Below are 26,067 nucleotides of genomic sequence, written 5' to 3'. Positions count from 1 at the left end.
GGCATAGGCCTTTAAGCCTGGCAATGACGATAATGAACCCTTACCGTTGTTAACTTTTTCCACAAAAATCAAGGTTATTAACAAAGAAAAAGAAGCAAAAAGAAAGCTTCAACAATAATAATAACCTATATTATTTTGTTGAAGCTAATCTAAAGGCAATGACGCTTTTTTTTATTACTGTTATTTCAGAGAAAAACTTATTTCGTTTTCAACCTTGCATCAATCTCGTTCAACAGGTATTCTTTTTTATCGTCGGCATATTCCCAAAACATAACCCCGGCCAAATGATGCTTTACCAGGTAGCGACACTTGGCTTTTATTGACCATTCATCATCGTAAGAGATGAACTGTTTAGTAACAGCATTGAATAAATAAGGAGCCTCAGCGTTGTAATCGCGGTAATATTTAAAGCCATTACGGTTGGTGAGACTATCTTTTATCAGCGTATAGCCACCCACATGCACATTTTCGCCCAGTTTCATGCCCAGTCCGTTTTGTGCAATATCCAAAACCATTACGGATCTGCCGTAGAAAGCCACACCCAGTACCAGTTTGCTGGCAGGTACACCGGCGGCTACAAAATCAGATACTGCTTTATCGGCATAATTTTCTGTTTGATATTTTTTGGATGCATATAGGTTTGTATGATGAACGGCAATGCCTGCCCCATCCTGGAAGTAATCATAGGTCATGAGGTTTATATAATCAAGGTATTGTTGTACTTTATCCATTTCGGTGTGCTCTAAAAAACGTTTAAAGCCACCTACTGCCGCGGTAAGCAACAGTTTTTTATTGGTTTGTTTTTCCAATATATCCAGGTCATGCCGTAATGATTTAAACATCAGCGTATAGTTCTCCTTGTCGTCCTTACGGTGAATATTGCCGGCGTTACCAGCCAGATCGGGATATTCCCAATCAATGTCAATATCATCAAGATCATATTTTTTAATGAGGGCAACCGCGCTGGCGGCAAAAGCTTCGCGGGCGGTATCAGTAAGCACAGCATCCGAAAAATTTCTGCTCCAGGTCCACCCGCCTATGGATATCAGGATCTTGAGTGCCGGATTTCTCTTTTTAAGGAGCACTAAGTTTCTGAAGTTGGTGGTATCGGTTTTTTCATGACTTAAAAATGCCCGGTTGTTTTTTACGTTAATAAAGGCATAATTAATATGGGTTAGCTTTTCGGGGTTCACCATGCTCATGTCGGCAACTCCCTTGTAACCACCAACGTAACCAATGATCACATATTTTTGCTTTTTTACTACTTTTTGCGCTTGTAGTGTAAAAGCAGGTAATATAAATGTCAATAAGCAAAGCATTGCCCTTGTCCGGGTAACCCGGTTTAAAAATTTAAAATTATTCATTTGGATAAGTTTAGGTGTGTATAGGTTTATTTATCAAATTTTTAATCTGATCCTCTTTTTTTCCATTAGTCCAACCAACGCTATCAGTATAAATGCCGTAGCCATGGAACGCGCCAGACCAATGATGCCCGAATTAAAAACCGAAGGGTAGTTAATATGGAACAGCATGAGCAGGAAAACCTGGAAGTAAGGCATCAAATAACACGTAAGTGTACTGGTACCCGCAGGCCATATAATTTTGAACCAGTTTTTTTTGCCCTTAACATCAACCAGGTATATCATGAGCTCAAATACCAGTACAGTTATGCCGCTGCAAATGAAGATCCAAGCAGGGGTGGAGCGAATTTTGGAGATACCCTGTGTATACGGACGGATAAGCAGGCCCAATACAATAAGGAGTACACCGGTAAGTCCAAAAATTATCCATATCCGCTGGGTTTTACCAAGCGAAACCAGGCGCGCATATATTTCAGATATCATGATACCTCCCATAGTTAAGGTTATGGATGATGCATCGCCTATGAGCCATATCTTTTTAGGAATAATACCTGTATGCCTGGCTATGTTTATGGCTACAAACAGCACCAATACCGGAACAAGCACGTTCAGTTTTCCTTTAGCCAACAGGTAAACTACGGCACATATTAAATAGGCCCAGCCAATGATACCTAATATCCCCCACCATGAAGGGCGCATCCATCTTGGGTCAAAGGCGTCGCCGCCTTTATATATTATAGCCATCACAACAAGCAGGGCAACTCCAAGCCCCATCAGTGTATATCTTTTTGCTTTGCTCAGGGTTTCGGGATAATCAAGCCATATCAGGAAAAAGGCAATAGTGATCAATATGGCCCAAAGCGCCTTAGGAAGTATGGCGGCTGTACTGTAGCTCTCCAGGTTCACATGAAAAAATCCCATGATGATCAGTGCGGCACTCCTGGTAAGTATGTAAATTAAAATGGAGATGAACGAATCGCCTTTACTCATCCTGTTTTTTATGGCGAAGGGAAGTGATAAACCTACGATGAATAAAAACGCGGGGAATATGGTATCTGCAAATCCCATGGCATCGGCCCTGCCTTCGGCATGATCAATCCAAGCCGGGATGTGTTTTACGCCACTGGCGTCATTAACAAATATCATTAATAACATGGTTATGGCGCGTAACACATCAATTGATAAAAGGCGCTTGGGTAATTGTTGCATTTAAAGGATTTTAAATTGTGAAATATGAATAGGTATGGTTCATTTTATTTATTTATGATCACAGCTTACTGCTGCTGTATCAAACCTTTAATATAGCATTATATAATGTATTCAGGTGTTCATGGTGTGCTGTAAATACAAAGTTTCTTTTAAATAACTGGTCAATATCCTGATAGCTATCGCGCTTCTCCCCGTTAATCATAATTATTAATAATTAGAGCAATTATGATTACTGTTTATACTGTATGTCTGTAATTTTAAGTTTGGCTATTTTGTTTTTTGGGTTGTTAACAAAACTAAAAGGTAAAGTTGGTGCATTATATTAATCAAGCCCTACATTACCACTACGAGGAGCAAAAAGCAATGCAACAGTAATTTATAGGAATAGTTTTTCATTGTATGTTCTATGACATATAATCTATTTCACTAAACTAAAGGATCAATTTTTATGAAAAACGCTGCTGGTTAGCTACGTTTTGCTTTGTTGCACTTTAAGTAATAAGAGAGGAGGCCTTTTTAGTGACAGCTTTTATAATATTTGAATGTTTAATTAACCCAGATAATATCTGTTAATTAATCCCTCAATTATAGTAACCGCGGTAAATATAGGGAACAACAATATGGCCAGGAAAAGGACCTCTCTTATACGTGCAAATTTTTCATATTTTACTGCATTGCTTACAGCCAATGCAAGAAAAGGGAATATAGGTAAAAGATACCTGCCTTGCATACCGCTCAGCGAAGTTGCTTCCAGCGCTGTCCAGGTAACATATTGGGCTGTTAAAACAGCTATTAACGTAATAAAAGCGCATAACAATAAACCGGTTTTTAACTGGATATTATCTTTCCAGGAAGAACTTAAGCCAATAACAAAGCCTGCAAAAAGGGTAATATAAGCTATATGATAATAATTGGTTGAAAATGCCAGATCGAGCCAGCCTAATATTCCAACAAATGAATCGAAACAGTTAATAAGTCCTCCCTTATCAAACTGAAAAAACAAACCAATGAATTTAAAAGGATGATGAATGATGTGTAAAACCTGTAATTGTGCATTAATTCTTAGTTCGGGCGGAGCAAATTTTATTGCAAAATTAACATGGTTAATAACAAGCCAAATCAGTATGCTAAGTATAGGAACAATTACCCCAGTCGCTTTTGTTTTTCTATTCAATTTTAAAAATAAAAAGATAAAGGTAAACAGCACATAAGGAGGTTTGGCAATACCAATTATACTCATGAGAATGATCATGGCATACACCTGCCGCTTGGAATAAGTTTTATTGCCAAATTCTGCATTGTCAATAATGGCAACCAGAAGAAAAGCACAGCTTATTACAATAGCATCCTGACTTACGGAGGCAAATAATGCAATGGTCATTGGAAAAAGTAGCACAATAAACATTAAGATATTACTGCGTTTGGCCAATAGCAAAGCAAAAAAACAAAGAGTTATGGAAAATATGCCATTAAGTATCCTGGAAAGATATAGTGTTTTTATTACTGATAAATGGAATAATTTACCTGCTGCTATACCTATAGCAGGCATTGCATAAACAACCGGGGGATAAATAACAGTATTGCCGAAATTTTTATAACCAATACCTGTTCCCCATTTAATACTTTTAGTACTATCTGTTAAACGTGCGGATATTTTAGCTTGCGGGTGAAATTGAATTGATGAAAACGCCTGTTCAGCATCTAAAATACCTTTATCGGTAGCAAAGCCACCTTTATCCGGGTATATTATTCTTGGGTCTGTGAATACGGAATCGCTCCTGATGGATACATTTCCGTTATCGCGTATAAAAACCGGGACAATATCAAATCTGGATATCTGTTCACCTCTTAAAAAGTGATTTGGTTCATCAGGGTTTTGAAAGGGAGGAGTTATTGTTGCAGCCAGGTAAACCATAGGTATAGCATACAACAGGTATATATAATGTAAGTGTTTATGGAGCTTTAAGTATATAGCCTCAAATTTAAACATCAGGTAGTTTTAGTATAAAAAGCAAAACTAATTATATTAAACTAATATGCCGGCTATAAATGTAAATGGGATATCGGGTTTAAGAACGGTACTGATTATAATTAATAATCAACTGGTAAAATTCAACTACTTGCTTATACCGCACATTTTGCCCGGGTGTTTAAAACAGATAAAAGCCTTGAAAGCCCTTATCTGTTTTGCCAGAACAAAATTTTGTCCCGGGCGCTTTTTGCTTATTAAGCAACCGGCTTTTTAGCAGTTGTTTTGCTTGCTGCCTTAATTGTTTTTGATGGAGCAACTGCAGGTTTTTTGTCTGCTGCGGTTTTTGCTGCCGGTGCAACAACTGTTTTATCAGCAGATTCAGCATTTTGCTTTTTATCTTTTACTACCTTTACAGCTGCAGCAGGAGCATCACCATCTGTGTTTATTTTTGCCGAAAGTATTTTTGCCAGGTTTTTTGAAGCTTTTTCAATGGCTTTACCTACCTTTTTTGAATCAGCCTCAAATTCACTTACAATAGTTTTTATCTGAGCAAACAGTTTATCGTTCAATTGTTTTTTAAGGGCTTTACGGGCTTCCTTAACTGCGGTTTTATTTTTATTGTTCTTCATGTTGCGGATAGGAAAATTCAGAAGTATTTTGAATTTATTTTTCGATGCAAAGTTAGGTTAATAAATTGTGTTTTTAATATTATGTTTATGTTAACAGTTCGCTTCAATGTTAAGAGGTTGTTAATAAAAAACGAATCTATTCTGCTCATTTTTAAGGCTCTAATATCAACATTTTAAATATTAATTGTGTATTACGTATATGCCTGCAGCTAAATTTATGAAAACATATTGTTTTGTAATAATTCTCTTTATTGTTATGGTTACTTCATCTTGTAATCAAAACCAGCGCACAAATAAACCGGGCAGAAAAACCACTACGCAACCACCTAACATACATGCACGGCCAGCTGTGGCAGATACAGGTAACAATCTGCAGCAGTTTGCTTATATTAAAAACGTGCAACAGCAACAAAACGGACAATGGATGTGCACTGCAGATTATATAGCGTTTTACAGGGGCGATAAAGCGATACAAGTTGCTAAAAAACGCGGTGATGCTGCGGTTGATACCGGGGCCAACGGTAAACTTACCTACTTTGTTTATAACGATTATTATATTGTTAACGATAATAAAAAACTGCGTAAACTACCCGTTTCATCCGCTGTAGTTATAAAACTGGTTGATTTTAACAGCAATCCCATAGGAATGCGTAATGGCAGTTTAAATGAATTGATGAGCATGAAAGGCAGGGATGCTTATCCGTTCATTTTAAGTATCTCAAAGGGGGTTATAACAAATATAACCCAGCAATATGTACCATAGTAAGCGCAAATATTTTATAAAGATCAATGATTTTTTGAAAGCATTTGGGTTAATTTATAACTTAGCAACGCTTACTACATGCCGTAAAATACCATGATCAAAGATTTAAATTCATTAAACCAGGTAGCTGAATTTCACAGCACCTTTAAACATCCTATTATAGCTGCTCCGGTAATTCCCTCAAAGGAGCGTTGTGACCTGCGCATAGCCCTGCTGGCCGAGGAGTTGAAAGAACTGCAACAAGCCGTTGATGATAATAACCTGGTTGAAATAGCCGATGCCCTTTGTGATCTGCAATATGTACTATCAGGTGCGGTACTGGAGTTTGGTTTAGGCGAAAAGTTTAAGGAACTGTTTGATGAAGTGCACCGCTCCAATATGAGCAAAGCCTGCAAAACCATTGAAGAGGCTAACCAAACTATTGAGCATTACCGCAATACAGCCGGAACTGAGTCGCACTATAAAGAAATTGACGGCCTGTTCCTGGTTTATCGCACCACTGATAATAAAACCTTGAAATCTATAAACTATTCGCCTGCCGATTTGGGCAGTATTGTAGGATAATTATATTAAAACCATATTACTTGCCAGCATCAACCCCCAATAACCCCGAAGTTAAAACAACCATGCATCCGCGTAACCGTCATCGTATGGGTTATGATTTTAAAGCGCTGTTAAAGGCTACACCACAATTGAGGCCATTTGTTGCTGTGAATGAATATGGCAACCAAACCATCAATTTTGCTGATCCCGATGCGGTAAAAATACTGAACAGGGCTTTGTTAAAGCATCATTATAACATAGGCTATTGGGACATACCTGCCGGTTTTTTATGTCCGCCTATTCCCGGCCGGGCTGATTATGTGCATTACGTGGCCGATCTGTTGGCTGCGGCTAACGGTAACATGATCCCTAAAGGTAAACAGGTTTTGGTATTGGATATTGGGGTGGGCGCTAACTGTGTTTACCCTATTATCGGTTACCAGGAATATGGCTGGAGTTTTATAGGGACTGATATTGATCCTGCAGCTATCGAATCTGCGCAAAATATCATCAGCAAAAATGATAATTTGAAGGATGCAATTGAGTTGCGCCTGCAGAAACACCGGGCGGATATTTTCATATTCGCTATAAAACCCGGGGAGGTGTTTGATCTTACTATTTGCAACCCGCCATTCCATGCTTCAGTTAAAGAAGCTGCCGAAGGTTCTCGTCGCAAATGGAACAACCTGGGGTTAAAAACAGATAAAGAACCTGTATTGAATTTTGGCGGTCAAAACGCCGAGCTATGGTATCCCGGTGGTGAGGCTTCCTTTTTAAAGCTGATGGCCACCCAAAGTACCCGGTTTGCAAAACAATGTTTATGGTTTAGTTCATTGGTATCTAAAAAAGAAAATCTTCGTGTTTTATATAATGCTTTGCAAAAGGCCGGTGCAACCGAGGTGCAAACTATCAACATGCTGCAGGGGCAAAAGGTGAGCCGTATCATGACATGGACATTCCTTTCGCCCGAAGAGCAACAACAATGGGCTCAAAAACGCTGGCAGTAAAATTTGTCTGAACCGAGATTAATTAGATTATGGGATTACTATGATTTCTTTAATTCTGATTATAATAATTTTATCATTCAAAATAAGTAGTCCTGTCATCCAAAAAATCTGTTTAATCCCGGTTCAGACAAAATCCCCGTTTACACGCGTAAAAACGTCTTTTTCTGGTACAGGTAATACAGGAAAAGCCATTTTACCATGATAAAGCAAACAGCCATTACCACAATATTGTATGGATCACCAACCAGCTGACCTATCCAGCCGAAAAAGCCATTGGTAGTATATTGCCATTTAATAAAATGACCTGATATATAGATCAGTATGGAGTTCATACCGATAACCTTGAAGAAAAACGCCCATTTTTTATAGCCCAGCACATCAATTATATAATAAAAGAGGGCCATCAACAACAGGCTTATCCCACCCACCTGCATTACGAACGAGCTGCTCCAAAGGTTTTTATTGATGGGGAAATCGAGGTTCCATATTTGAGCAATAATTAGAAAAATTACACCGGTAACTGCCATTATGGATACCTTACGGATTTGTTTTAAACCAGTCTTTTTTAACAGCGAGCCAGTTAATATACCAAGCAAACCCGTGCTGATGGCCGGAATGGTGGAGAACAATCCTTCGGGATCATGGATGCCTAAATACAGTTTACCCGGTAACAGGATACGGTCCATATAAGAGGCAAAATTGCCTTGCATGGTTAAATCGCCTGGAGCAAAACCAGGTGCTGATGTAAATTTCAACAGCAGCCAGTAACCAATGATAAAAAACCAGAACCATACCATTTGCATACGTTCACTGCTGTACAGGTATATAATATTGGCAAACATGTAGGCTATCCCGATACGGCCCAGCACACTGGCAAAACGTATCTCTGATATAGGCATAATATTTAAACCATTGTTCACCACCAGGCCAAGTAATACCAGTATGGCGGCCCTTTTTATAACTCTTATGGTTAGTTGCTGTTTACTTTTGCCTTTCTCCAGTTCGCGGCCAACCGAAAATGGCGTTGATACCCCGGCCATGAAAAGGAACAACGGAAATATCAGATCGTAAAGATGAAAACCATTCCAGTCGGGGTGGGTAAACTGATTAGCTATGGAACCCCAGAATGGCGAACCGGTAGCTTTTGCCAGCGTGTGAAAAATCTCTTCGCCGCCCATTATCCAAAACATATCAAACCCACGCAGGGCATCTAATGAAAATAAGCGCGTTGGCGCTGTGTTAATATCATCAGGCGCGGTATTGCCTGCGGATGTGCTTGTTGCTGTGGTCATTTTTTTTAAAAAGATTTAGTGATGAACTAAAGATATAAAAAGCACCCTATTTAAAATATTTTTTTTAGTCAATCATACTTTATAAAATAAAATTGTTACGAAGGGTTGTAACTTCGCGTTTTGGAATAGCACTGCAATGTTAGAGATCATATACCGCGATGAACACCTCATCGCTATCAATAAACCCCACGGGCTGCTGGTACACCGGTCGCCGATAGCGGCTGACGCATCTGAATTTGCATTGCAGTTACTGCGCGACCAGATTGGTCAAAAAGTGAATCCGGTGCATCGTATTGACCGTAAAACGGGCGGTATATTGTTGTTTGCGCTGGATAAACAAACGGAGATAGCCATGCAGCAACAGTTTATGGAAAATCAGGTACATAAAAAGTACCTGGCCATAGTACGGGGGCACACACCCGATCAGGAAGATATTGATTACCCTCTGCGCAAGGAAAACGGTACCCTGCAGGATGCCTTTACTAAATACACCACCCTAAAACGGGCCGAGCTTGATATTGCTTTTGGGAGTCATGCCACTTCCCGGTATTCGCTGGTGGAGGCCGTACCTGCTACCGGCCGTATGCATCAGCTGCGTAAACATTTCAGCCATATATTTCACCCCATTATTGGCGACCGTACCCATGGCTGCAACAAACAGAACAAACTGTTCAAAGAAACCTGGCAAATGGAAACAATGTTGCTGCATGCATCCCAACTGTCATTTACTCATCCGATTACTGGTAACAATGTTCATATTGATGCCGGTTTACAGCCTGAATTTATGCGTGTAATGCAAATTATGAACTGGTAAGTACTTCGTTTTTAGTGTAATAAATTAAACAAAAACGAAATTTGGTTGTATTGTAAGGAACTAATACTTGAAGATATGAATAAGCCGGTAGATTATAATTTATATACCGCTGATGGTCAACGTTCTATCGCCATTAAGCCGGTAAACCAAGCCATACCCGGTGGTGCTTTATATATAACAGGTGTGTTTAAACTAAGTGAGGGTGCGGTAGATTTGGGAGATATTGTTTTTGATGACGATATGCGCGAATGGGAATATACAGGTTTCGGTGACCTTACACATAAGCAGGCAGCCGAAATAGCCAAATATATACAGGATAAAACTCAACACAAACTGGAGGGCCACAAGGGCTGATTAGACCCGCTATTTTGTCATGCTGAACGCAGTGAAGCATCTATTATAAAACATAGGCAGTTCACTAATTAGATCCTTCGCTGCCGCTCAGGATGACAAAATTTAAAGCCCCGCTTTATTTACCTTATCTTTGCGCACATTCCAACATTGATAATGATAAAGCAAGCGCTCCTGAACCTCAAAATAAATGCTCTTAACGAAATGCAGCAAGTTGCTATCACCGCGGCTAAAAAAAGCGATGTAATACTGCTTTCACCAACAGGTTCGGGTAAAACGCTTGGTTTTTTATTACCATTACTTGGGCTGCTTGATCCCAGTATTCCAACAGTACAGGCGCTCATCATGGTGCCATCGCGTGAGCTGGCTTTACAAATTGAGCAGGTTTTCAGAACTATGGGTACTGGTTTTAAGGTAAATTGCTGTTATGGTGGTCACCCGGTAAAAATTGAGCGGAACAACCTGTCGCAGCCGCCGGCTGTTTTAATTGGCACCCCGGGCCGCATAGCCCATCATTTACGCCGTTATAGTTTTAGTACCGATACTATCCATACACTGGTATTGGACGAGTTTGATAAGGCCCTTGAATTTGGTTTTCAGGAGGATATGGCTTACATTATTAAGCAAATGCCGGCCATTAAAAAGCGCATGCTTACATCAGCCACCAAAATGCAGGAGATCCCTGATTTTACTGGCATAACCAAACCTATCGAACTGGATTATTTGACCAATGCTGCATCAGCGCCCGATATTAAGCAAAAGGCTGTAATAGCCGAAGCCGCTGATAAACTCGACGCACTGTTTGCCCTGATCTGTAAAATAGGGGATGAGGCTACGCTCGTTTTCTGCAATCACCGTGAAGCGGTTGAGCGTATCAGTGATTTGTTGTATGACCGCGGCCTGCCGCACGATATATTTCATGGAGGCATGGAGCAGGATGACCGTGAGCGGGCTTTATTGAAGTTTAGGAATGGAAGCCATCGCTTACTGATCACTACAGACCTGGCGTCGCGCGGGTTGGATATTCCGGAGATTGGGCATGTGGTGCATTACCAGCTGCCACATAATGAAGAAGCTTACCTGCACCGTAACGGTCGCACAGCCCGGATGCACGCCAAAGGTACCTCGTATCTCATATTGTCGCCAGATGAAAAGCCAGCTTATTTGAGGGAGATGCCGGAGATTGAGCAACTGCCCGAAAACCCGGTGATCCCGCAACTATCACCATGGGCCACGCTATATATAGCCGCAGGTAAAAAGGATAAGGTGAATAAAATTGATATTGTGGGTCTGCTGCTTAAAAAAGGCGAACTTGCTAAAGAAGATGTTGGCCTGATTGAAGTGTTGGATCATTCATCATACGCGGCTGTAAAGCGTAACCACATTGAACGCGCTGTTCAGCTGATAAAAGGTGAAAAGATCAAAAACAAAAAAGTTAAAATAGATATCTCCATATAATATAATTAAATACAAATAGCATGAGCAATAATGATATCATGAAGAAGCTTAGGGTAGCTATGAAGTTTACCGATGATGATATTATAAAGGTTTTAGAACTGGCAAATTTCAGGATCACCAAAACCGAATTGGGCGCCATATTCCGCGCTGATGATCACCCCAACTTTAAACCCTGCGGCGATCAGATCCTTCGTAATTTTCTGAACGGCCTTATCATTTATAAACGCGGCCCAATGCCTGATAAGCGAGCTTCAAAGTCGGAAGATAAGGGGCCTAAGCCTGAAGCTAAATAGGTTTGTTTAAAACAGTTCGTCATGCCGAACTTGTTTCGGCATCTCACATGTAGGGGTGTTCAACATAGCGGCTACTTGCCCTGTGGGATGCTGAAACAAGTTCAGCATGACAGTAATATCAAACAAAAAGAGCGATGGTTTAACCCATCGCTCTTTTTGTTTGATATTTAATGTGAAATTACCTTAAATCCACCAACTCAACACCCGGATGAGCTTTGGCATCCCAGGCAAATACGTTATCGGCTACCTGTGCATTAGGGGTAAAACTGCTTACTGTATAGTTGTATTTATTGCCGTTCTTGTCAAACAGCTGCGCACTGTAGATCTGTTTTTTTACTTTATCGATCAGCAGACGTACTTTAAAAATATTTTGTTTGGCATTTTCAGGAGTAAGGTCAATGGCCTGGTACACTTTGCCGCCCAGCTTTTGCTCGCCGGTGTACAGGTACTTGTAACCACGTTCATAAATGGTGAAAATTTGAGAAGGGTTATTAATTCCATCCCCACCTTTGGCTGCTTCACTTACTTGTACTTCCTTATCTTTTTTAAGATAGGTCCACTGGCTTTTACCATCACTGATAATCTCCTTGTCTACATCTTTAGTCGCCGCTGAAGTATAAAGGGTAACTTTATATTTACCCGCTTTGGCTTTGGAAATTAAAGTACCGCTTTGGGTTTCTTTAACACCGGCTTGTTGATTATCCAAAGTAAAAGTAAAATCTGTTTTTATCGCATCGTACGATTTGTATTTCTGGCTTACCTGGTTCAATATAGCTTTGGCTTGTGTATCTTTTTGAGCGAAAGCGGTGCTGCAGGTGCTTATAGCTAAAACGGTATATAAAAATATCTTTTTCATTGGTAGTTTTTTCATCAATAACTATTACTGTTAATAGTTACTGGTTTAGAGCAAATAAATAGTAATAGGTTTAATCTTTAGGTTTTTGAAGCGTTTCCAGATACCTTTCCAGGCTGTATTCATCGGGGTATAAAACATCGCGGGCCTTGCTGCCTTCAAACGCGCCCACAATACCGGCGGCCTCCAGCTGGTCAATAATACGACCGGCACGATTATAACCCAGTTTCATTTTACGTTGAATGAGCGAGGTAGAACCCTGTTGGTGCATTACAATTAAACGGGCAGCTTCTTCAAACATCGGATCGCGGTCATCAGGATCATATTCTTTGGCGCTGCTGGTTTCGCCTTCGCCTACATATTCAGGCAGGAGCATAGCGGTAGGATAACCGCGCTGTTCGCCAATAAAGTTCGATATAGCTTCAACCTCAGGCGTATCCACAAAGGCGCATTGCAGGCGTATCAGATCACTGCCGGTTGAAAACAACATATCCCCGCGACCAATCAATTGATCAGCACCGCCGGCATCCAGTATGGTACGGGAGTCGATCTTTGACAGCACCCTAAACGCCAGTCTTGATGGGAAGTTGGCTTTAATAGTACCTGTAATGATATTAACCGACGGCCTTTGTGTAGCGATAACCAGGTGGATACCCACCGCACGGGCCAGCTGGGCAATACGGGCTATCGGCATTTCCACCTCTTTGCCGGCAGTCATCATTAAATCGGCAAACTCATCTATCACCAGAACAATGAATGGCAGGTAGCGGTGTTTCTCCGGGTCACTTATTTTACGGTTAACAAATTTGGCATTATACTCTTTCAGATTACGTACCTGAGCATCTTTCAGCAGGTCATAACGCTGATCCATCTCAATACACAAGGAGTTGAGGGTGTTCACCACTTTTTTAGTATCCGTAATAATGGCGTCGGCCTCATCTGGCAGTTTAGCCAAAAAGTGTCTTTCAATCTTGCGGAAAAGCGTAAGCTCCACTTTTTTAGGATCAACCAAAACAAACTTTAGTTCGGCAGGGTGTTTTTTAAACAACAGCGAAACCAATATAGCATTAATACCAACCGATTTACCCTGACCGGTAGCACCTGCAACCAGTAAGTGAGGCATCTTGGCCAAATCGGCAATAAATACCTCGTTCGATATGGTTTTACCCAAGGCGATGGGCAGGTCCATGGTGGTGTTCTGGAATTTTTCGGTAGATAGGATGGATCGCATCGAAACCATTTCGGGGTTCTGATTAGGTACCTCAATACCGATGGTTCCCTTACCCGGCATAGGCGCAATGATACGGATACCCAAAGCGGCCAAACTCAGCGCGATATCATCTTCCAGGTTCTTGATCTTGGAGATCCGCACACCCGGTGCCGGGATGATCTCGTAAAGTGTAACCGTTGGCCCAATAGTAGCCTTGATCTTATCTATCTCGATATTATAATGGTTCAGCGTTTCAACAATTTTGTTCTTGTTGGCTTCCAGTTCTTCTGCATTAACAGAGATCTTGTTGGATCCGTGGTTCTCCAGCAGGTCAAGATGTGGGAATTTATAGGAGGCCAGATCGAGCCTATGGTCATAAATACCAAACTGACTTACCAGGCTTTTCGCTTTATCATCATCGCTTTTTTCAACACTCAGCTCAGGCAACGGTCTGTTCACATCAATGGTAAGCGGTATCTCTGTTTCTTCCTCAGGCTCGTGCGATGCATTGGGTGTTAATACCACGGGCTCATGATAAACCGGATTTTGTACAAAAGGTTGTTGTTTAAGCGGTTCGGGCCTTACCATGTTTTCCTGATTGGCCAGGTTGTCTTTAACCCGGTTACCGCGGGGCCATTCAACGGGGATAGATGGTTCCTCATCAAGCAGGTCAACAGGTTCGGGCACTATATCATCCATGGCCATTTCTGCAACTGCCTTGTTTTTACGTGCCGGGAGTTTAAAATCAATATTATAAGCAATTACCAAAACGGCAAGCGCTGCAAATACCAATAAGCCTCCGGTACCGGCAGGGCCTATCTGGGCATCAAGCAGGCGGTTGCTCCAAAAGCCAAAGCCTCCCTCTAAATAATGCGGATAATCAATAATAAACGCATGGAAATAAGCTATGGTAACGGATATAAATACAATGCAAAAAAGCGAATAAGCAAGCGTTTTAGGTATAGAAAACAACCTTACTTTAAACAGCAGGCGATAACCTACCACAAAAAATATAAAAACAAACAGGAACGATGCCACCCCAAACCACTCATAAATAAACTGGTTGCTAAGTAGTGCGCCAAATTTACCCAGCCAGTTTTGAGCAATTTGCGGATTGCCGCCATTATCGGCAATTTCCTGAACCGTTTTACCAGTCGCCAGGTTGTGCCAGCCACCGTTGGTAGTTGCTATATAACTCTGATCTTCCTGCCAGGTAAACAGGTAGGAGGTAAAGGCAATGAGGAAAAAGATGGACATTAAAAGCGAGAGCAAGCCTGCTATTTTTATAGCCCGGCCATTCTCCAGATTAAATCTGGGCATTGTTGGGAGCCTCTGCCTTCCAATACGGTCCTTATCAGCTTTACCCGTTTGCCGGGGCTGATTTTCGTCCTTAAAACTATTTGATTTAAACTGATTTCCTTTTACCGGCATCGCTGATGTAACATCCTTTTAAATGCAAACTTACATAAAATTTCACCTAAGTAAACTTTGCAAAAACAACATATAAAATTTTATGTACGCTCATCAACCCTAAAAAAAGCATAAATTGATGAAATATAAAGTTAGCAGATTAAACAAATATTTAGGTGTATTTTTAATTTTTTAGTATTATTGGTAACCATCAAATACCGTTACCGTAAAACGGGTTTTTATTAAACGCATTGCCCATACAGATGCGATTTATTTAAACATAAATAATGAGTATAGAGAAACTGGAGGAATATATTACCACTGCCGATTTAAGCAAGCTTGAAGCTTTGCTCATGCAAACACCTGCGCTGGCAACCACCCCTACAAGCCACCAGGTTTCGCCACTGATGTTATCCTGTTATTATAAAAAACCAGCGGTTACTGCTGTACTACTGAATTATGTAAACGATATAAGCCTGTTTGAGGCCGCAGCGGCAGGTAAGTTAGAAGTTATATCCCACCTGATCGAATCTGACCCCAATTCCATAGACGACTATGCCAGCGATGGTTTTACTCCTTTAGGACTGGCCTGTTATTTTGGTCATGAAGAAGTTGCACGGTATTTAGTTGAAAAGGGCGCCGACGTGAACAGACCCTCAAACAATGGATTTCATGTTTATCCCATACACTCGGCCTGTGCCGACAATTATACCAGGATTGCCATGATGCTTATTGAGCATGGGGCCCTTGTAAATGTAAAGCAGCAGGCCGGGGCCACACCACTGCATTCTGCCGCGCAAAATGGTAATATTGATCTGTTGGTGCTGTTGCTGGAGCATGGTGCCGAAATAAATGTACGTATGGAAGGCGGAAAGCTACCGGCAGATCTGGCCAGGGAAAAAGGTTTTGACGCTATTGCCGAGATCCTGGATTGATCCTTTCATCCTGCTGAAGACTCACCCCGACATCGCTGCGCTTGTCGGCCCTCTCTTCGCCTGCGGCGGAAAGAGGGCGAAAGATGTTTTCTTAATTTTTAATATTGAACTTCTAAATTCCCTTTTTCCGCCGAAGGCGAAGAGAGGGTGGTCGAACAAAGTGATGACCGGGTGAGTCGAATATATAACTATATATTACTTCACAAAGTGCACCTGCATACCGGTAACCTGTTTTATACACCGGGCAGGTTTCTTTTCGTCCTGTACAATGATGCGGTAGGGGCCATCGCCGGGGGCCAGGGGCTTCCCGTCAACCTGGTTGGCCAGTATAATGGTACGGTCTGTATAGCCTTTATCAAGCTCGGCCAGGGCGAAGATAACCTGGTAGCCGTCACTGGCTTCCACCAGCAGGTATTTGGTCAGGTTTTCGCCTTTAAGATCAGGGCCTAAGGTAACGCCGGCATTTTTTAGGATGTCAGCTACTATTACTCCCGAATAAGTATGATCCTTGCCATCCCTGTCTTTACGGGTAACGGTTGTTTGAGCAAACTTTTGCAGATAAGCGGCATCAATGGTCAACGGTGTGCTTACTTCGCCGCTTACTTTAATAGCAGATGTTTGTGCTTGCGATGTGAAAGCGATAGCTGTAAAACTTAATAAAGCGATACAGGCTGCCAGGAATTGGTTTTTCATAGGTGTAATTTTAATGCTTTTTATTTTTTGCGGTTAGTAAACGCGGGTCGGCAAAGTCCGGATTGTTAATGAAGGCTGAATCAGTAAGCATATTCAGGAACGCGATGAGCTCCTTTTTTTCCTGTAGTAATAGTTTCAGGCTTTTTCCGCCGGGTTCATTTGATTCGCCCAGCAAAAAAGAACTCAAGGAAGCCGATTCCTCGATATGGTCGCTGTAATGATCAATCACTTCTGCTAAAGTTTTAAATCTGCCATCGTGCATGTATGGCGCGGTAAGGGCGATGTTACGCAGTGTTGGCACTTTAAACCGCCCACGATCTGCAGGTAGGCCTGTTAGCTGGGCTATCCCTGCATCTTTGGGTAGGCTATCCAGGCCATTGTTATGAAACAGCTCCATATAAGTTTTGGCGCCGCCATGGCAATGCGTGCAATTGGCACCGCGGATGCCTTTTTCTGGTTGGGGCGCATTATTGAACAGCTCCATGCCTTTTAATTCATCGGCAGTAGGTTGATAAGCTTTGCGCAAATACTGATCGTAACGCGAATTGGCCGAAATTAAGGTGCGCTCAAACTGAGCAATAGCTTTAACAATACGATCGCCGGTAATATTCTCATCACCATAAACCAGCTTAAAAAGAGGCAAATATGCCGGTGTTTCACGGAGTTTTTGTGCCGATACTTCCAGTGACTGGCCCATTTCGTGCGGATTGGTTAATGGCGTAACGACCTGTTCTTCCAAACCAATGGCTCGTCCATCCCAAAAGAATTTGCGCGCCCAAAGTAAATTGGCCAGCGACATGGAATTGCGACTGGTTAATACATTATCCACTCCTTTGCTAAATGCTAAGCCGTCTGTAAAAGCTTTATCCTGCTGGTGGCAACTACTGCATGACAGCGTATTGTTGGCCGATAGTTTGGGTTCATAAAACAACATTCGCCCCAGGTAAACACCCTGTTTGGTGGTAGGATTATCAACCGGAATATTAATACGGTTGCCAAAATTTGATGGATAAACCAAATTGTAAGCTCCGGTTTCAACAGTGAGCGAAGAATAGCTCCAACCCGATAAAATAATGATCAGCGCGAACAGGCAAAGCATAACCCGGCTTTTAGGAAGCCTGCTGTATAGCCGGTTGTTTTTTGAGCTGACCATGGCCAAATTTAACTAATAAAATTGAGCTGTGTTTAGCTGTGTAATAACAAAACGGAGTATTCGAAATAAAAAAGCCTGCCCGGTAACCGGAGCAGGCTTAACCAACCATAAAATATAACCAATTAAAACTATTTTGCTGAAGGAACAACCGTTTTTAAAGAGACAAGGCTATTCAGGTAAACCTCAATATTACTGTAACCGCTGCCATTGGCTGCAATTTTAGGCGAGTCTGCAGCATCATGTGGATTGAGGCTATGTTTAGTTTCATATTCATCAGGAATGCCGTCGTTATCGCTGTCTTTATAAGGGGTGCCTTTGTATTCAGGGTAGCCGCCTACCTGGCTAATGTCGCTGATAATGCCTTGTTTGTAAGAGTCGGGCAGCCGCTCTTTAACATACTGCGCACCCAGATGAAGTTTGCCGCCTTCGGTATATTTGATCTTGCCGGTGCGCACATCCTCAATAATGCGCTGGTCAACCGGGTYGCGTTTTGGCAATGAGCAGCCCACGTTGGTTAAAACATAGCTGTAGGCTTCTTTCGTAGGTATAATGGTCACTTTATTTTTTATTGGGAAAGGCTCATTTGAGCGGATGCTGTCAGTGTATCGGCCTGCATCAGGCATATCGCCAATCTGTACACCACCATCCCAGTTATTTTTAGTTACTTTTTCGTTACCCTCCATAATATTGCCGCTTACATAAACTTTACCGTAATAACCTTTGTGGGCTGGGTCGCGGCCTGCTTCGGGTTTCAGGAAGCGATGGCCGATTGGCTCATTCAGCGAGGTGATTGGCCCTGGTTTGTAATAATTATTGATGAAATTGAAGAACGAAGTATTATCGCCGCCATCTGCGCTGCGGTTCCACCAGTTAAATACTACGTTGTTAAAGAAACCAAAGTCTTCATTCATGCCCACTGATGGGTTACGGGCAATGTTATTGGCCCATAAGTTACGCATAAAGGTGCTGTTATGACCGCCGATGGTGCTGCCAAAGGCGTGGTTGTAAGTATCCAGCGCTTCAGAAAAAATCGAATTCTGGATAGTAATATTCACAGTAGCCATTTTTTCCTGTTTAGCGCCCTTACGGTCATAAACATGGCGATAGATGGACATGTTTTCATCCAATCCCCAACTGGCCGAAACGTGATCGATGATGATATTGCCTACCGGGTTGCCACCAAGCGCGTCGTCGCGGCGGGCAACATCAGTAGCACCCCTGCGGAAGCGTAAAAAGCGGATCAACACGTCATGGGTATCTATCCAAACCGATTCGCCGGCCACACAAATGCCATCACCAGGAGCCGACTGGCCTTCGATTGTAATATACGGTGCACGTATACTGATAGGTTCGGTAAGTTTAATAATGCCCGACACATTGAAAACAATAATGCGTGCGCCGCCCTCCTCACAGGCTTCGCGCAGCGTACCCGGACCGTGATCGCCCAGGCTGGTTACTACAAATACTTTACCCCCACGGCCACCTGCTGTATACATGCCTCCGCCTTCGGCACCCGGAAAAGCCGCTATTTTTGCCTGCGGCAGATCTGAAGGTTTGTTTGCCCAGGGCACATAAGGTTTGCCGTTCTTCTCGTCGCGTTCAATAGTGGGTAGGGCCTTTTGCCAGGCTACGTCTGAGCGTTTTTTGGCCTCGTCAAGGGCCGAGTCTGATTTGGCCTGTACGGCAGGTGGTATGCGCGGATATTGCGCGCTGGCCTTATTCGCTATGGTGAGCGACATGGCTATTGCGGCTACGCTTGCTAAATACTTATTCATTGGTTTATAATTGTGATGATAAAAAAATATAGAAACATACCATATGAACTCACCGGAATGTACAGGCAACATCTCCCACCAAATACGTGGGATGTCCCTTTTTATTAAAATATTCCAGTTGTCAGGCTTATATTTACATCAAATATCTATGCTGGGCCAATCGGTTTCATATAATATTTTCTCCATGTATTGTAGGATATTAACATGGCATGTATCAATCTTGCGACAGAAGAAAAAGTAAGAGGTGGGTAGTGTATTTAAAATAATAAAGGCGATATACAACTTGCATATCGCCTTTATTATTACCGCTTTTTATATTTATAAAAATGTCATTTCGACGAAGGAGAAATCTTATACGATATGGAAATTCGTATGCAAAACCTTTGAGCAGGCTAATGTGCGCTTTAACATTAGCTAAGTAAAACGCTCCCAGATGTGATATTTAAGCTTTTTAAGAAATTATTTAAGGAGCTTGAGTATAAAGAGCTTAAAGATTTAGCGTTTTGGTATTTTCCTTTAAAAACTCCTGAAGCTTTTGGTTCAATAAATGAAATTGACTGATCACTTTTAATCCATGATCAGTCACTACGGCATTGCCGCCACCTTTACCACCACGTTGTGATATTATTAAGGGTTGTCCAAAATGATCATTCATGTGGTTAACAAGGTCCCAGGCTTGTTTGTATGACATTTTCATTTGCAGGGCGGCCTGCCTGATGGAGCCTGATGCCTGGATACGTTCCAGCAGTTCAACCCGCCCGTGGCCAAGTATCTTTTCGTCGCCGGTTTCTATCCAAACCCTGCCGTTTAATTTAAATTTAGGATCACTCATTATCGGTAATGAAAGTAAAGCTATTTTAAATTAAAAGCAAAACAGATATGCAAAAGATGCAGCCGGTTTATGACAACGCAGGTTGTTCGTTTGTAGGTTCGGACAGGTTTTGATGATCCTTTGGTTGCATTTCCTGATGCTGTAGTTCTTCAAAATATTTTTTCTTTACTACAGTGGTCATTTTATGATCGCCGGTATGGCTCCACCCTGGGGGCATAACCAGATACAGGAATTTGTTTTTTATACCGGGGGCTCTATACACATCCTTTGCCAGTGCCACTATTTCGCCAAAATAAGCGTCCAGAAAGCTGTTTTTTATCATGGGTCTGCTAATGCCATATTCAATAGGGATGTTGCGGTCTTCGGGCTGATAAGTGCCGAATACTTTGTCCCATATATTAAGCAGATTACAAAAGTTAGTATCCATGTACAGTGGATTTTTGGCATGGTGCACCCGGTGGTGCGACGGGGTAAGTATAATTTTATTTAAAAAGCCTAATCGGCCATCTTGTACCAAATTTTCGCCGATGTGGATCATGCCGCCCCAAAAGCCGTCGATAAACATAATAACAAATAACATGGCCGGCGGAACGCCCAGCAAAATACAAACAGTTGTTCTGATGAAATCGGCGTAAGGGCCCTCCAAAAAGAAGTGCGCATAACTTACCGAAAGATTCATTGCTTCGGGAGCATGATGGGTGGAATGCAAGCACCAGAACAGCCTTACTTTATGACCTAAATAATGGTATATAAAATGCCCGAACTCCCAAACTATATAACCGTAAATAAACCAGTACCAGGTAAAGGAGAGTTTAAAAATGGCATATTTTTCAAACAGTCCAATACAAAGGCCAACCATGGCAATCGCTATCACCCGGCCTATAAAAGCATTAAAAACGTAAGAGAAAAAAGTTAGCTTATAGTGTATAACTTTAAACTTTTTGAAAAGCGCACCTCGTATAATTTCTATTACCAGTAAAAACGGCATAATAGGTATCAGAACAGCTACAAAACCCTCATAAGTAAGTAGTTTGTCGTAATCGCCTGATTTAATAATAGTTATTAAATTACCGAAGCCAAAAAAGCCTGTGAATTGTTTAAATACTGCCTCTAAAAAGTCCATTCGCTAAAATTTAAAATTGGTTTATTAATTTATAACGTAATCAATATGTATTTATGTATATACATATAAATATTTTATAAATGTCGGAAAAAGTAATTAATTAATCAAGTTAAATTGATTTAGCGGTTATAAAAAATGCCCGATCTAAATCCGCTACAGGGAAAATCCAGCTATAAAATGCATCATCGATCTCTGTGCAGAAATACCTTCATATGCTAACTTATGCCAATAGATTTTTTATTAAGTTTCAAAATTATTTACCTTTAATAACCCTAATAATCAACCAATAACGTCATAATGATGCTGCCAAATTGAGTGTTGCTTTGGGTGATGGTAAGTGATGACTAAAGCCTGTCAATGGTCAATTATATCGGATGGTCTGGCGATGGTACTTCATATTAAATAAAATCAAAATACGATGATACTTCAGAACAAAAATGCAATTATATACGGGGCCGGTGGTTCCTTAGGAGGCGCAGTTGCCAAAGCCCTTGCCAGTGCTGGTGCCAGGGTATTTTTAACCGGGCGCAATCTTTCCTCCGTTAAAAAAGTAGCAGATGAGGTCCTTGCTTCCGGTGGCAGTGCCGAAGCGGATCAGGTGGACGCGTTGAATGAAAAGGAAATCAACAGTCATATAGATGGGGTATTACATAAAGCAGGCACAATAGATATCATGTTTAATGCCATAGGAGTTGAGGTTATACAAAGTATCCCTTTGGTGACTATGAAGGCAGATGATTTTACACGCCCGATAACTATTGCCATGCAAACTCATTTCTTAACGGCAACAGCTGCTGGGAAGGTAATGATGAAACAAGGATCAGGGGTTATTTTATCCCTTACCGCGACACCCGGGGGAATAGGCTATCCTTATACGGGTGGTTTCGCGCCGGCATGCTACGCCATAGAATGCTTTTCCCGGAATTTAGCTTCGGAGTTGGGTGTATATGGGGTACGTGTGGTAAATATCCGTTCCGGAGGCTCCCCTGATTCAAAGGTGTTTAAAGAAGCCATCGACAGTAACCCTAAAGATATGGAACCTATCATCAGAAAGATGAAAGAAGATACTATGCTGAAAAAGCTGCCATTAATGGCAGATATAACCAACGTCGCCGTATTCCTGTCATCCGATCTGGCAGGCATGATTACGGGGGTTACTGTTGATGTTACCGGCGGCACAACCGCCGGGTTAAATTACAGGGTGGCTTCCATATCTTAAAAGCACCATTTAGGGATGCCAGATATTATCCTTCTTATCTGTATCAGGGTCATAGGTGGTGCCCAGTATCATTTGTTTAACCGGTTTTATGGCCGTAAATTTAACTGTGGTGGATTTATTGCCATTGGCCCAGCAGGCAATGCTTTGATGTACCAGTTGTTTACTGCCGTCGGTATAGTATACGGTTAGGTTTACCGGTACAGGTTTGGTGCCTATGCTGGTAATGGTTACCGTATATTTTTGCTGCAGGCTGTTTACTTTGCTGATAGCCAGGTTTGGCACGCCGCTATCAAAAAACCAGTTTTTCCAAAACCAGTTGAGGTTGGTGCCTGAGCCGGTGTTGATACAGTTGAAAAAATCATAAGGCATGGGGTGCTTGCCATGCCATTGGCTAATGTAGTAGTGCAGCGCTTTGGTAAACAGCTCATCGCCCAGCATGTCTTTTACATACAGATAGGCCAGGGCTGGTTTAGGATAACTATCGGTAAATTTGGCTATGCCGGTAAGCTGCGGAGTAAGCGTCATGATGGGGGCGTCCTGCTCGTTGCCTGCGCTGTTTTCAGTAGGGCCTACGCCATAAGTATCCACAATTTTCGTGTCGATAACCGGGCTGATGAGCCACTCGGCAATGGTGGCCCAGCCTTCGTCCATCCAGCCGTATTTGGTTTCGTTGGTGCCCATGTAAAAGGGGAACATGGTATGAAATATCTCATGGTCGGTAAGCTCAATGGCATCGGCAGTTTCTTCAAGCGGATTATCATTAACCATCATGGGGTATTCCATCTGATCAAGGCCATCAAAAACGGTTTCGTGCGGGTAGGGGTATGGCCATTTCGGGAATTTGTAGCTCATGGTCTCCACAGTTTTGCGGGCATAGTTCACCACCTCAAAATAATCTTTATGAACCGGGTTAAATACCGCGTCGACACGGGTACGGCGATTGGTTTTTGGGTCGACCACCAGGCTTGATGCTTTCCAGATGTAATGCTTGCTCATAGCAAAAACCAGGTCGGTTACGCTATCTGCCTCAAACTTCCAGGTATTGGTAGCATTGTTTTTGGTAATGTTGCCGGCTTTTACATCAGCTTCGGTAATAATGTCGGTCACCTGATCGCTGGCGCCGGCCTGGGTTATTAGCTTGGCATATTTGGGCTGGTACACCTCATCGGTATTTTTCAGGTTCCCGGTAGCCCAAACCTGGTAATTGCCGGGTACGGTGATCTCGGCATTAAAGTGGCAAAAATCGTTATAAAACTCCTGCGAACCCAGGTATGGATATTGATTCCAACCGTCAATATCATCATAAACAGCAATCCGCGGGAAAAAATAAGCAACAAAGAAAGCTCCTGAATCAATTTGCCCTGTACGGATATGCGATGTTTTGTTGAGCGTGTAAGCATAGGCAATATCAAAATGAACATGCTGCTTTGGTAGTATGGGCTGTACATGCAACATCATGTTTGTGCCGTCAATTTTGCGCTTAGTGCTATCCTGTAGCTGGTTATTAATACTAAGGGATTGGATGTGCACACCATCGGTCAGATCGGCAGCTGCAACAGGCATATCACGTATCACGCCCTTTTTATATAAATTAGGATACAACTTAAACTGTACTGTGGTAAGAGTGTCAGGGCTGTTATTGATGTAATCAATAGCTACGGTACCGCTAAGATTTAGGTTTTGCGGATTAAAACTTACTTTGATAGCATAATCGGCGGTGTTTTGCCAGTAATTTTTACCCGGCGCGCCGCCTGTTGTGCGTGTGCCTTTTAAGTAGGTGTTTTGCAGGTTAACGGCAATTGGCAGTTTAACCTGGGCATATGAAAGCGTACTGCCTGATAATAAAACTATAGTGAGTAATTTTTTAGGATTGAGCATTAAGCGAAGTTATATCAGTTATATTTGGGGTAAATATAGTAAACAGGATAAACAGGAACGCAAACCTGGCAAATAAGTGATTTTAACACATTAATAATTGAAAAGCCCCGAAGCCTGAATAACTATACTAAACAACTAAAATAAACCAATGACTGCAGAAAAAATGATCATGATAACAGGCAAGCAATACCTGGAATTAAAACAAAGCCTGGAGAGTGGTGAAGGCCTTACATATAACATAGGTACCGATAAAAACCCCGAAGAGGTTAAAATAATTAATATGTACATGGATACCGATGCCGATTTTACACGCAATCCCCGGCAGTTTGCCAAAATGAACGAAGACCTTCACATACAGGTAAAACTGGAGTACATAGTTGAATAAAGTATCTTTATTTATTTGCAACTACCAACCGCCTTTAAAACCTTCGGTTAAAGCATTTTTGTAATTTTCCAGATCAAAAGAGTATAGGTAAGGGGCTTTATGCGCGCCGCCTTTGCGTGGCTGCTCGGCACGGTTTAGTATTCCAAAACCCAGTACACGGCGCTGAAAGTTACGCCTGTCAAGCTTTTTACCCAATATGGTTTCATACAGTTTTTGCAGCTCGGGCATGGTAAATTCTCTTGGCATCAGGTTATAACCTATAGGCTGGTAGTTTAGCTGCAGGCGAAGGGCATCTAAAGCGGCTTTAAATATCTGTTCATGATCAAGCAGTAGTTCGGGCATATCATCCAGATCTCGCCAGGTACATGAATCCGAAAACTGATCGGGTTGGGGGGTGACATCAAAAAAATCAACCAGCGCATAATAACCTATTGATAAAAAGCGGTTTGAAAACCAGTTTTCATGATCGGGCACCATATCTTTATAGAGGTCGCTGTGGAATTTCGCGCGATCAGGATCGCCAAAAACATGAAATTGCTGTAAAAATATCTTATCAAGCCCGGTACGTTCTTTTAATATGCGATTGGCGGCCATTTCAATAGGCTCCTGCTTTAATACAAAGCCGCCTGGCAGTAACCACCGTTCTTCATTATGGGGGTTTAACAGCAGCACTTTCATTTGCCCTTCATGAAAACCAAAAACCACACAATCAATAGAAACATGATCGAGGTAGTTTTTGCGGGCATCATCGCTGAATTCAATAAGTTGTTCTTTAGTTAACATTTGTGCTATTGTACAAAAATACTTTGATTATTTAATTATAATAATTACAATTGTGTACTTTATACACCATGGTTTTGTTGTTTGTTTTAGCCAGTTATAATCATTAAATTTTTAGTAAAATAAGTT

The 26,067-nt window shown here is 41.7% G+C and carries 25 protein-coding genes; 10 read left to right on the top strand and 15 right to left on the bottom strand.

Annotated features, from left to right (window positions below):
• Nucleotides 1-197 precede the first annotated feature (197 nt).
• The 5 genes from AC1DRQ_RS08450 to AC1DRQ_RS08430 form a co-directional block, all read right to left on the bottom strand.
• Entirely contained in the window at nt 198-1,364 is a 1,167-nt protein-coding gene (locus tag AC1DRQ_RS08450; RefSeq protein ID WP_477423585.1) for a glycoside hydrolase family 18 protein, read from the bottom strand.
• 33 nt (nt 1,365-1,397) lie between these two features.
• Nucleotides 1,398-2,570 (bottom strand): DUF5009 domain-containing protein, encoded by a 1,173-nt coding sequence (locus AC1DRQ_RS08445; RefSeq protein ID WP_477423583.1) that lies wholly within the window; start codon nt 2,568-2,570, stop codon nt 1,398-1,400.
• 79 nt (nt 2,571-2,649) lie between these two features.
• Nucleotides 2,650-2,772 carry a hypothetical protein gene (locus AC1DRQ_RS08440; RefSeq protein WP_477423581.1) on the bottom strand — a complete coding sequence of 41 codons (123 nt, stop codon included), beginning with the start codon at nt 2,770-2,772 and terminating at the stop codon, nt 2,650-2,652.
• Between the two features lie 348 nt (nt 2,773-3,120).
• Complete coding sequence (locus tag AC1DRQ_RS08435) at nt 3,121-4,560, bottom strand: DUF2142 domain-containing protein (protein ID WP_477423579.1); 1,440 nt, start codon at nt 4,558-4,560, stop codon at nt 3,121-3,123.
• Between the two features lie 236 nt (nt 4,561-4,796).
• Nucleotides 4,797-5,171 carry a hypothetical protein gene (locus AC1DRQ_RS08430; protein WP_477423578.1) on the bottom strand — a complete coding sequence of 125 codons (375 nt, stop codon included), beginning with the start codon at nt 5,169-5,171 and terminating at the stop codon, nt 4,797-4,799.
• 256 nt (nt 5,172-5,427) lie between these two features.
• On the opposite strand from AC1DRQ_RS08430, the gene AC1DRQ_RS08425 reads away from it, so the two are divergent.
• From AC1DRQ_RS08425 to rlmF, 3 genes are all read left to right on the top strand, one after another.
• The gene (locus AC1DRQ_RS08425) at nt 5,428-5,934 is read left to right on the top strand and encodes a hypothetical protein (RefSeq protein ID WP_477423577.1); all 507 of its coding nucleotides are present in this window, start codon (nt 5,428-5,430) and stop codon (nt 5,932-5,934) included.
• Nucleotides 5,935-6,027: 93 nt separating this feature from the next.
• Nucleotides 6,028-6,498: a pyrophosphohydrolase domain-containing protein gene (locus tag AC1DRQ_RS08420; RefSeq protein WP_429394814.1), complete on the top strand. Its 471-nt coding sequence runs from the start codon at nt 6,028-6,030 to the stop codon at nt 6,496-6,498.
• Between the two features lie 20 nt (nt 6,499-6,518).
• Nucleotides 6,519-7,484, top strand: a complete 966-nt coding sequence (gene rlmF, locus AC1DRQ_RS08415; RefSeq protein ID WP_477423574.1) for a 23S rRNA (adenine(1618)-N(6))-methyltransferase RlmF — start codon at nt 6,519-6,521, stop codon at nt 7,482-7,484.
• 140 nt (nt 7,485-7,624) lie between these two features.
• Here the strand turns inward: rlmF and AC1DRQ_RS08410 are convergent, their stop codons facing one another.
• Complete coding sequence (locus AC1DRQ_RS08410) at nt 7,625-8,776, bottom strand: acyltransferase family protein (protein WP_429394820.1); 1,152 nt, start codon at nt 8,774-8,776, stop codon at nt 7,625-7,627.
• 136 nt (nt 8,777-8,912) lie between these two features.
• Between AC1DRQ_RS08410 and AC1DRQ_RS08405 the strand changes: the two genes are divergently transcribed.
• The 4 genes from AC1DRQ_RS08405 (at nt 8,913) to AC1DRQ_RS08390 (ending at nt 11,692) form a co-directional block, all read left to right on the top strand.
• Nucleotides 8,913-9,590, top strand: coding sequence for a pseudouridine synthase (locus AC1DRQ_RS08405; protein ID WP_477423573.1), 678 nt, complete (start codon nt 8,913-8,915; stop codon nt 9,588-9,590).
• Nucleotides 9,591-9,665: 75 nt separating this feature from the next.
• On the top strand, nt 9,666-9,944 hold the full coding sequence (locus AC1DRQ_RS08400; RefSeq protein WP_429394825.1) for a hypothetical protein: 279 nt from the start codon (nt 9,666-9,668) through the stop codon (nt 9,942-9,944).
• A 153-nt stretch (nt 9,945-10,097) separates the two neighbouring features.
• Complete coding sequence (locus AC1DRQ_RS08395; protein WP_477423572.1) at nt 10,098-11,399, top strand: DEAD/DEAH box helicase; 1,302 nt, start codon at nt 10,098-10,100, stop codon at nt 11,397-11,399.
• A gap of 20 nt (nt 11,400-11,419) precedes the next feature.
• Nucleotides 11,420-11,692, top strand: coding sequence for a DUF1456 family protein (locus tag AC1DRQ_RS08390; RefSeq protein ID WP_429394830.1), 273 nt, complete (start codon nt 11,420-11,422; stop codon nt 11,690-11,692).
• 178 nt (nt 11,693-11,870) lie between these two features.
• Here AC1DRQ_RS08390 and lolA1 read toward each other — a convergent pair whose 3' ends face one another.
• On the bottom strand, nt 11,871-12,563 hold the full coding sequence (gene lolA1 / locus AC1DRQ_RS08385) for an outer membrane lipoprotein periplasmic chaperone LolA1 (protein WP_477423569.1): 693 nt from the start codon (nt 12,561-12,563) through the stop codon (nt 11,871-11,873).
• A gap of 55 nt (nt 12,564-12,618) precedes the next feature.
• Nucleotides 12,619-15,186 carry an FtsK/SpoIIIE family DNA translocase gene (locus tag AC1DRQ_RS08380; RefSeq protein ID WP_477423568.1) on the bottom strand — a complete coding sequence of 856 codons (2,568 nt, stop codon included), beginning with the start codon at nt 15,184-15,186 and terminating at the stop codon, nt 12,619-12,621.
• Between the two features lie 266 nt (nt 15,187-15,452).
• Between AC1DRQ_RS08380 and AC1DRQ_RS08375 the strand changes: the two genes are divergently transcribed.
• Nucleotides 15,453-16,100, top strand: a complete 648-nt coding sequence (locus AC1DRQ_RS08375) for an ankyrin repeat domain-containing protein (protein ID WP_477423567.1) — start codon at nt 15,453-15,455, stop codon at nt 16,098-16,100.
• Between the two features lie 195 nt (nt 16,101-16,295).
• Here the strand turns inward: AC1DRQ_RS08375 and AC1DRQ_RS08370 are convergent, their stop codons facing one another.
• The 5 genes from AC1DRQ_RS08370 to AC1DRQ_RS08350 form a co-directional block, all read right to left on the bottom strand.
• The gene (locus AC1DRQ_RS08370; protein ID WP_477423565.1) at nt 16,296-16,793 is read right to left on the bottom strand and encodes a molybdopterin-dependent oxidoreductase; all 498 of its coding nucleotides are present in this window, start codon (nt 16,791-16,793) and stop codon (nt 16,296-16,298) included.
• 10 nt (nt 16,794-16,803) lie between these two features.
• Nucleotides 16,804-17,946 (bottom strand): cytochrome-c peroxidase, encoded by a 1,143-nt coding sequence (locus AC1DRQ_RS08365; protein WP_477423564.1) that lies wholly within the window; start codon nt 17,944-17,946, stop codon nt 16,804-16,806.
• 128 nt (nt 17,947-18,074) lie between these two features.
• Nucleotides 18,075-19,721, bottom strand: coding sequence for a pectate lyase family protein (locus tag AC1DRQ_RS08360; RefSeq protein WP_477423563.1), 1,647 nt, complete (start codon nt 19,719-19,721; stop codon nt 18,075-18,077).
• Nucleotides 19,722-20,208: 487 nt separating this feature from the next.
• The gene (locus AC1DRQ_RS08355) at nt 20,209-20,553 is read right to left on the bottom strand and encodes a winged helix-turn-helix domain-containing protein (RefSeq protein WP_429394846.1); all 345 of its coding nucleotides are present in this window, start codon (nt 20,551-20,553) and stop codon (nt 20,209-20,211) included.
• A gap of 67 nt (nt 20,554-20,620) precedes the next feature.
• Nucleotides 20,621-21,676, bottom strand: a complete 1,056-nt coding sequence (locus tag AC1DRQ_RS08350) for a sterol desaturase family protein (protein ID WP_477423561.1) — start codon at nt 21,674-21,676, stop codon at nt 20,621-20,623.
• A gap of 418 nt (nt 21,677-22,094) precedes the next feature.
• Here AC1DRQ_RS08350 and AC1DRQ_RS08345 point away from each other — a divergent pair, with 418 nt between their 5' ends.
• Nucleotides 22,095-22,895 (top strand): SDR family NAD(P)-dependent oxidoreductase, encoded by an 801-nt coding sequence (locus AC1DRQ_RS08345; protein WP_477423559.1) that lies wholly within the window; start codon nt 22,095-22,097, stop codon nt 22,893-22,895.
• Nucleotides 22,896-22,904: 9 nt separating this feature from the next.
• Here the strand turns inward: AC1DRQ_RS08345 and AC1DRQ_RS08340 are convergent, their stop codons facing one another.
• Entirely contained in the window at nt 22,905-24,773 is a 1,869-nt protein-coding gene (locus AC1DRQ_RS08340) for a M1 family metallopeptidase (protein ID WP_477423557.1), read from the bottom strand.
• A gap of 148 nt (nt 24,774-24,921) precedes the next feature.
• Here AC1DRQ_RS08340 and AC1DRQ_RS08335 point away from each other — a divergent pair, with 148 nt between their 5' ends.
• Nucleotides 24,922-25,158, top strand: coding sequence for a hypothetical protein (locus AC1DRQ_RS08335; protein WP_429394855.1), 237 nt, complete (start codon nt 24,922-24,924; stop codon nt 25,156-25,158).
• A gap of 21 nt (nt 25,159-25,179) precedes the next feature.
• Here AC1DRQ_RS08335 and AC1DRQ_RS08330 read toward each other — a convergent pair whose 3' ends face one another.
• On the bottom strand, nt 25,180-25,941 hold the full coding sequence (locus AC1DRQ_RS08330) for an NUDIX hydrolase (RefSeq protein WP_477423555.1): 762 nt from the start codon (nt 25,939-25,941) through the stop codon (nt 25,180-25,182).
• Nucleotides 25,942-26,067: the final 126 nt, after the last annotated feature.

It is taken from the genome of Mucilaginibacter sp. P4_E8 (assembly GCF_056401495.1).
This window is presented reverse-complemented; position numbering and strand designations above follow the sequence as displayed.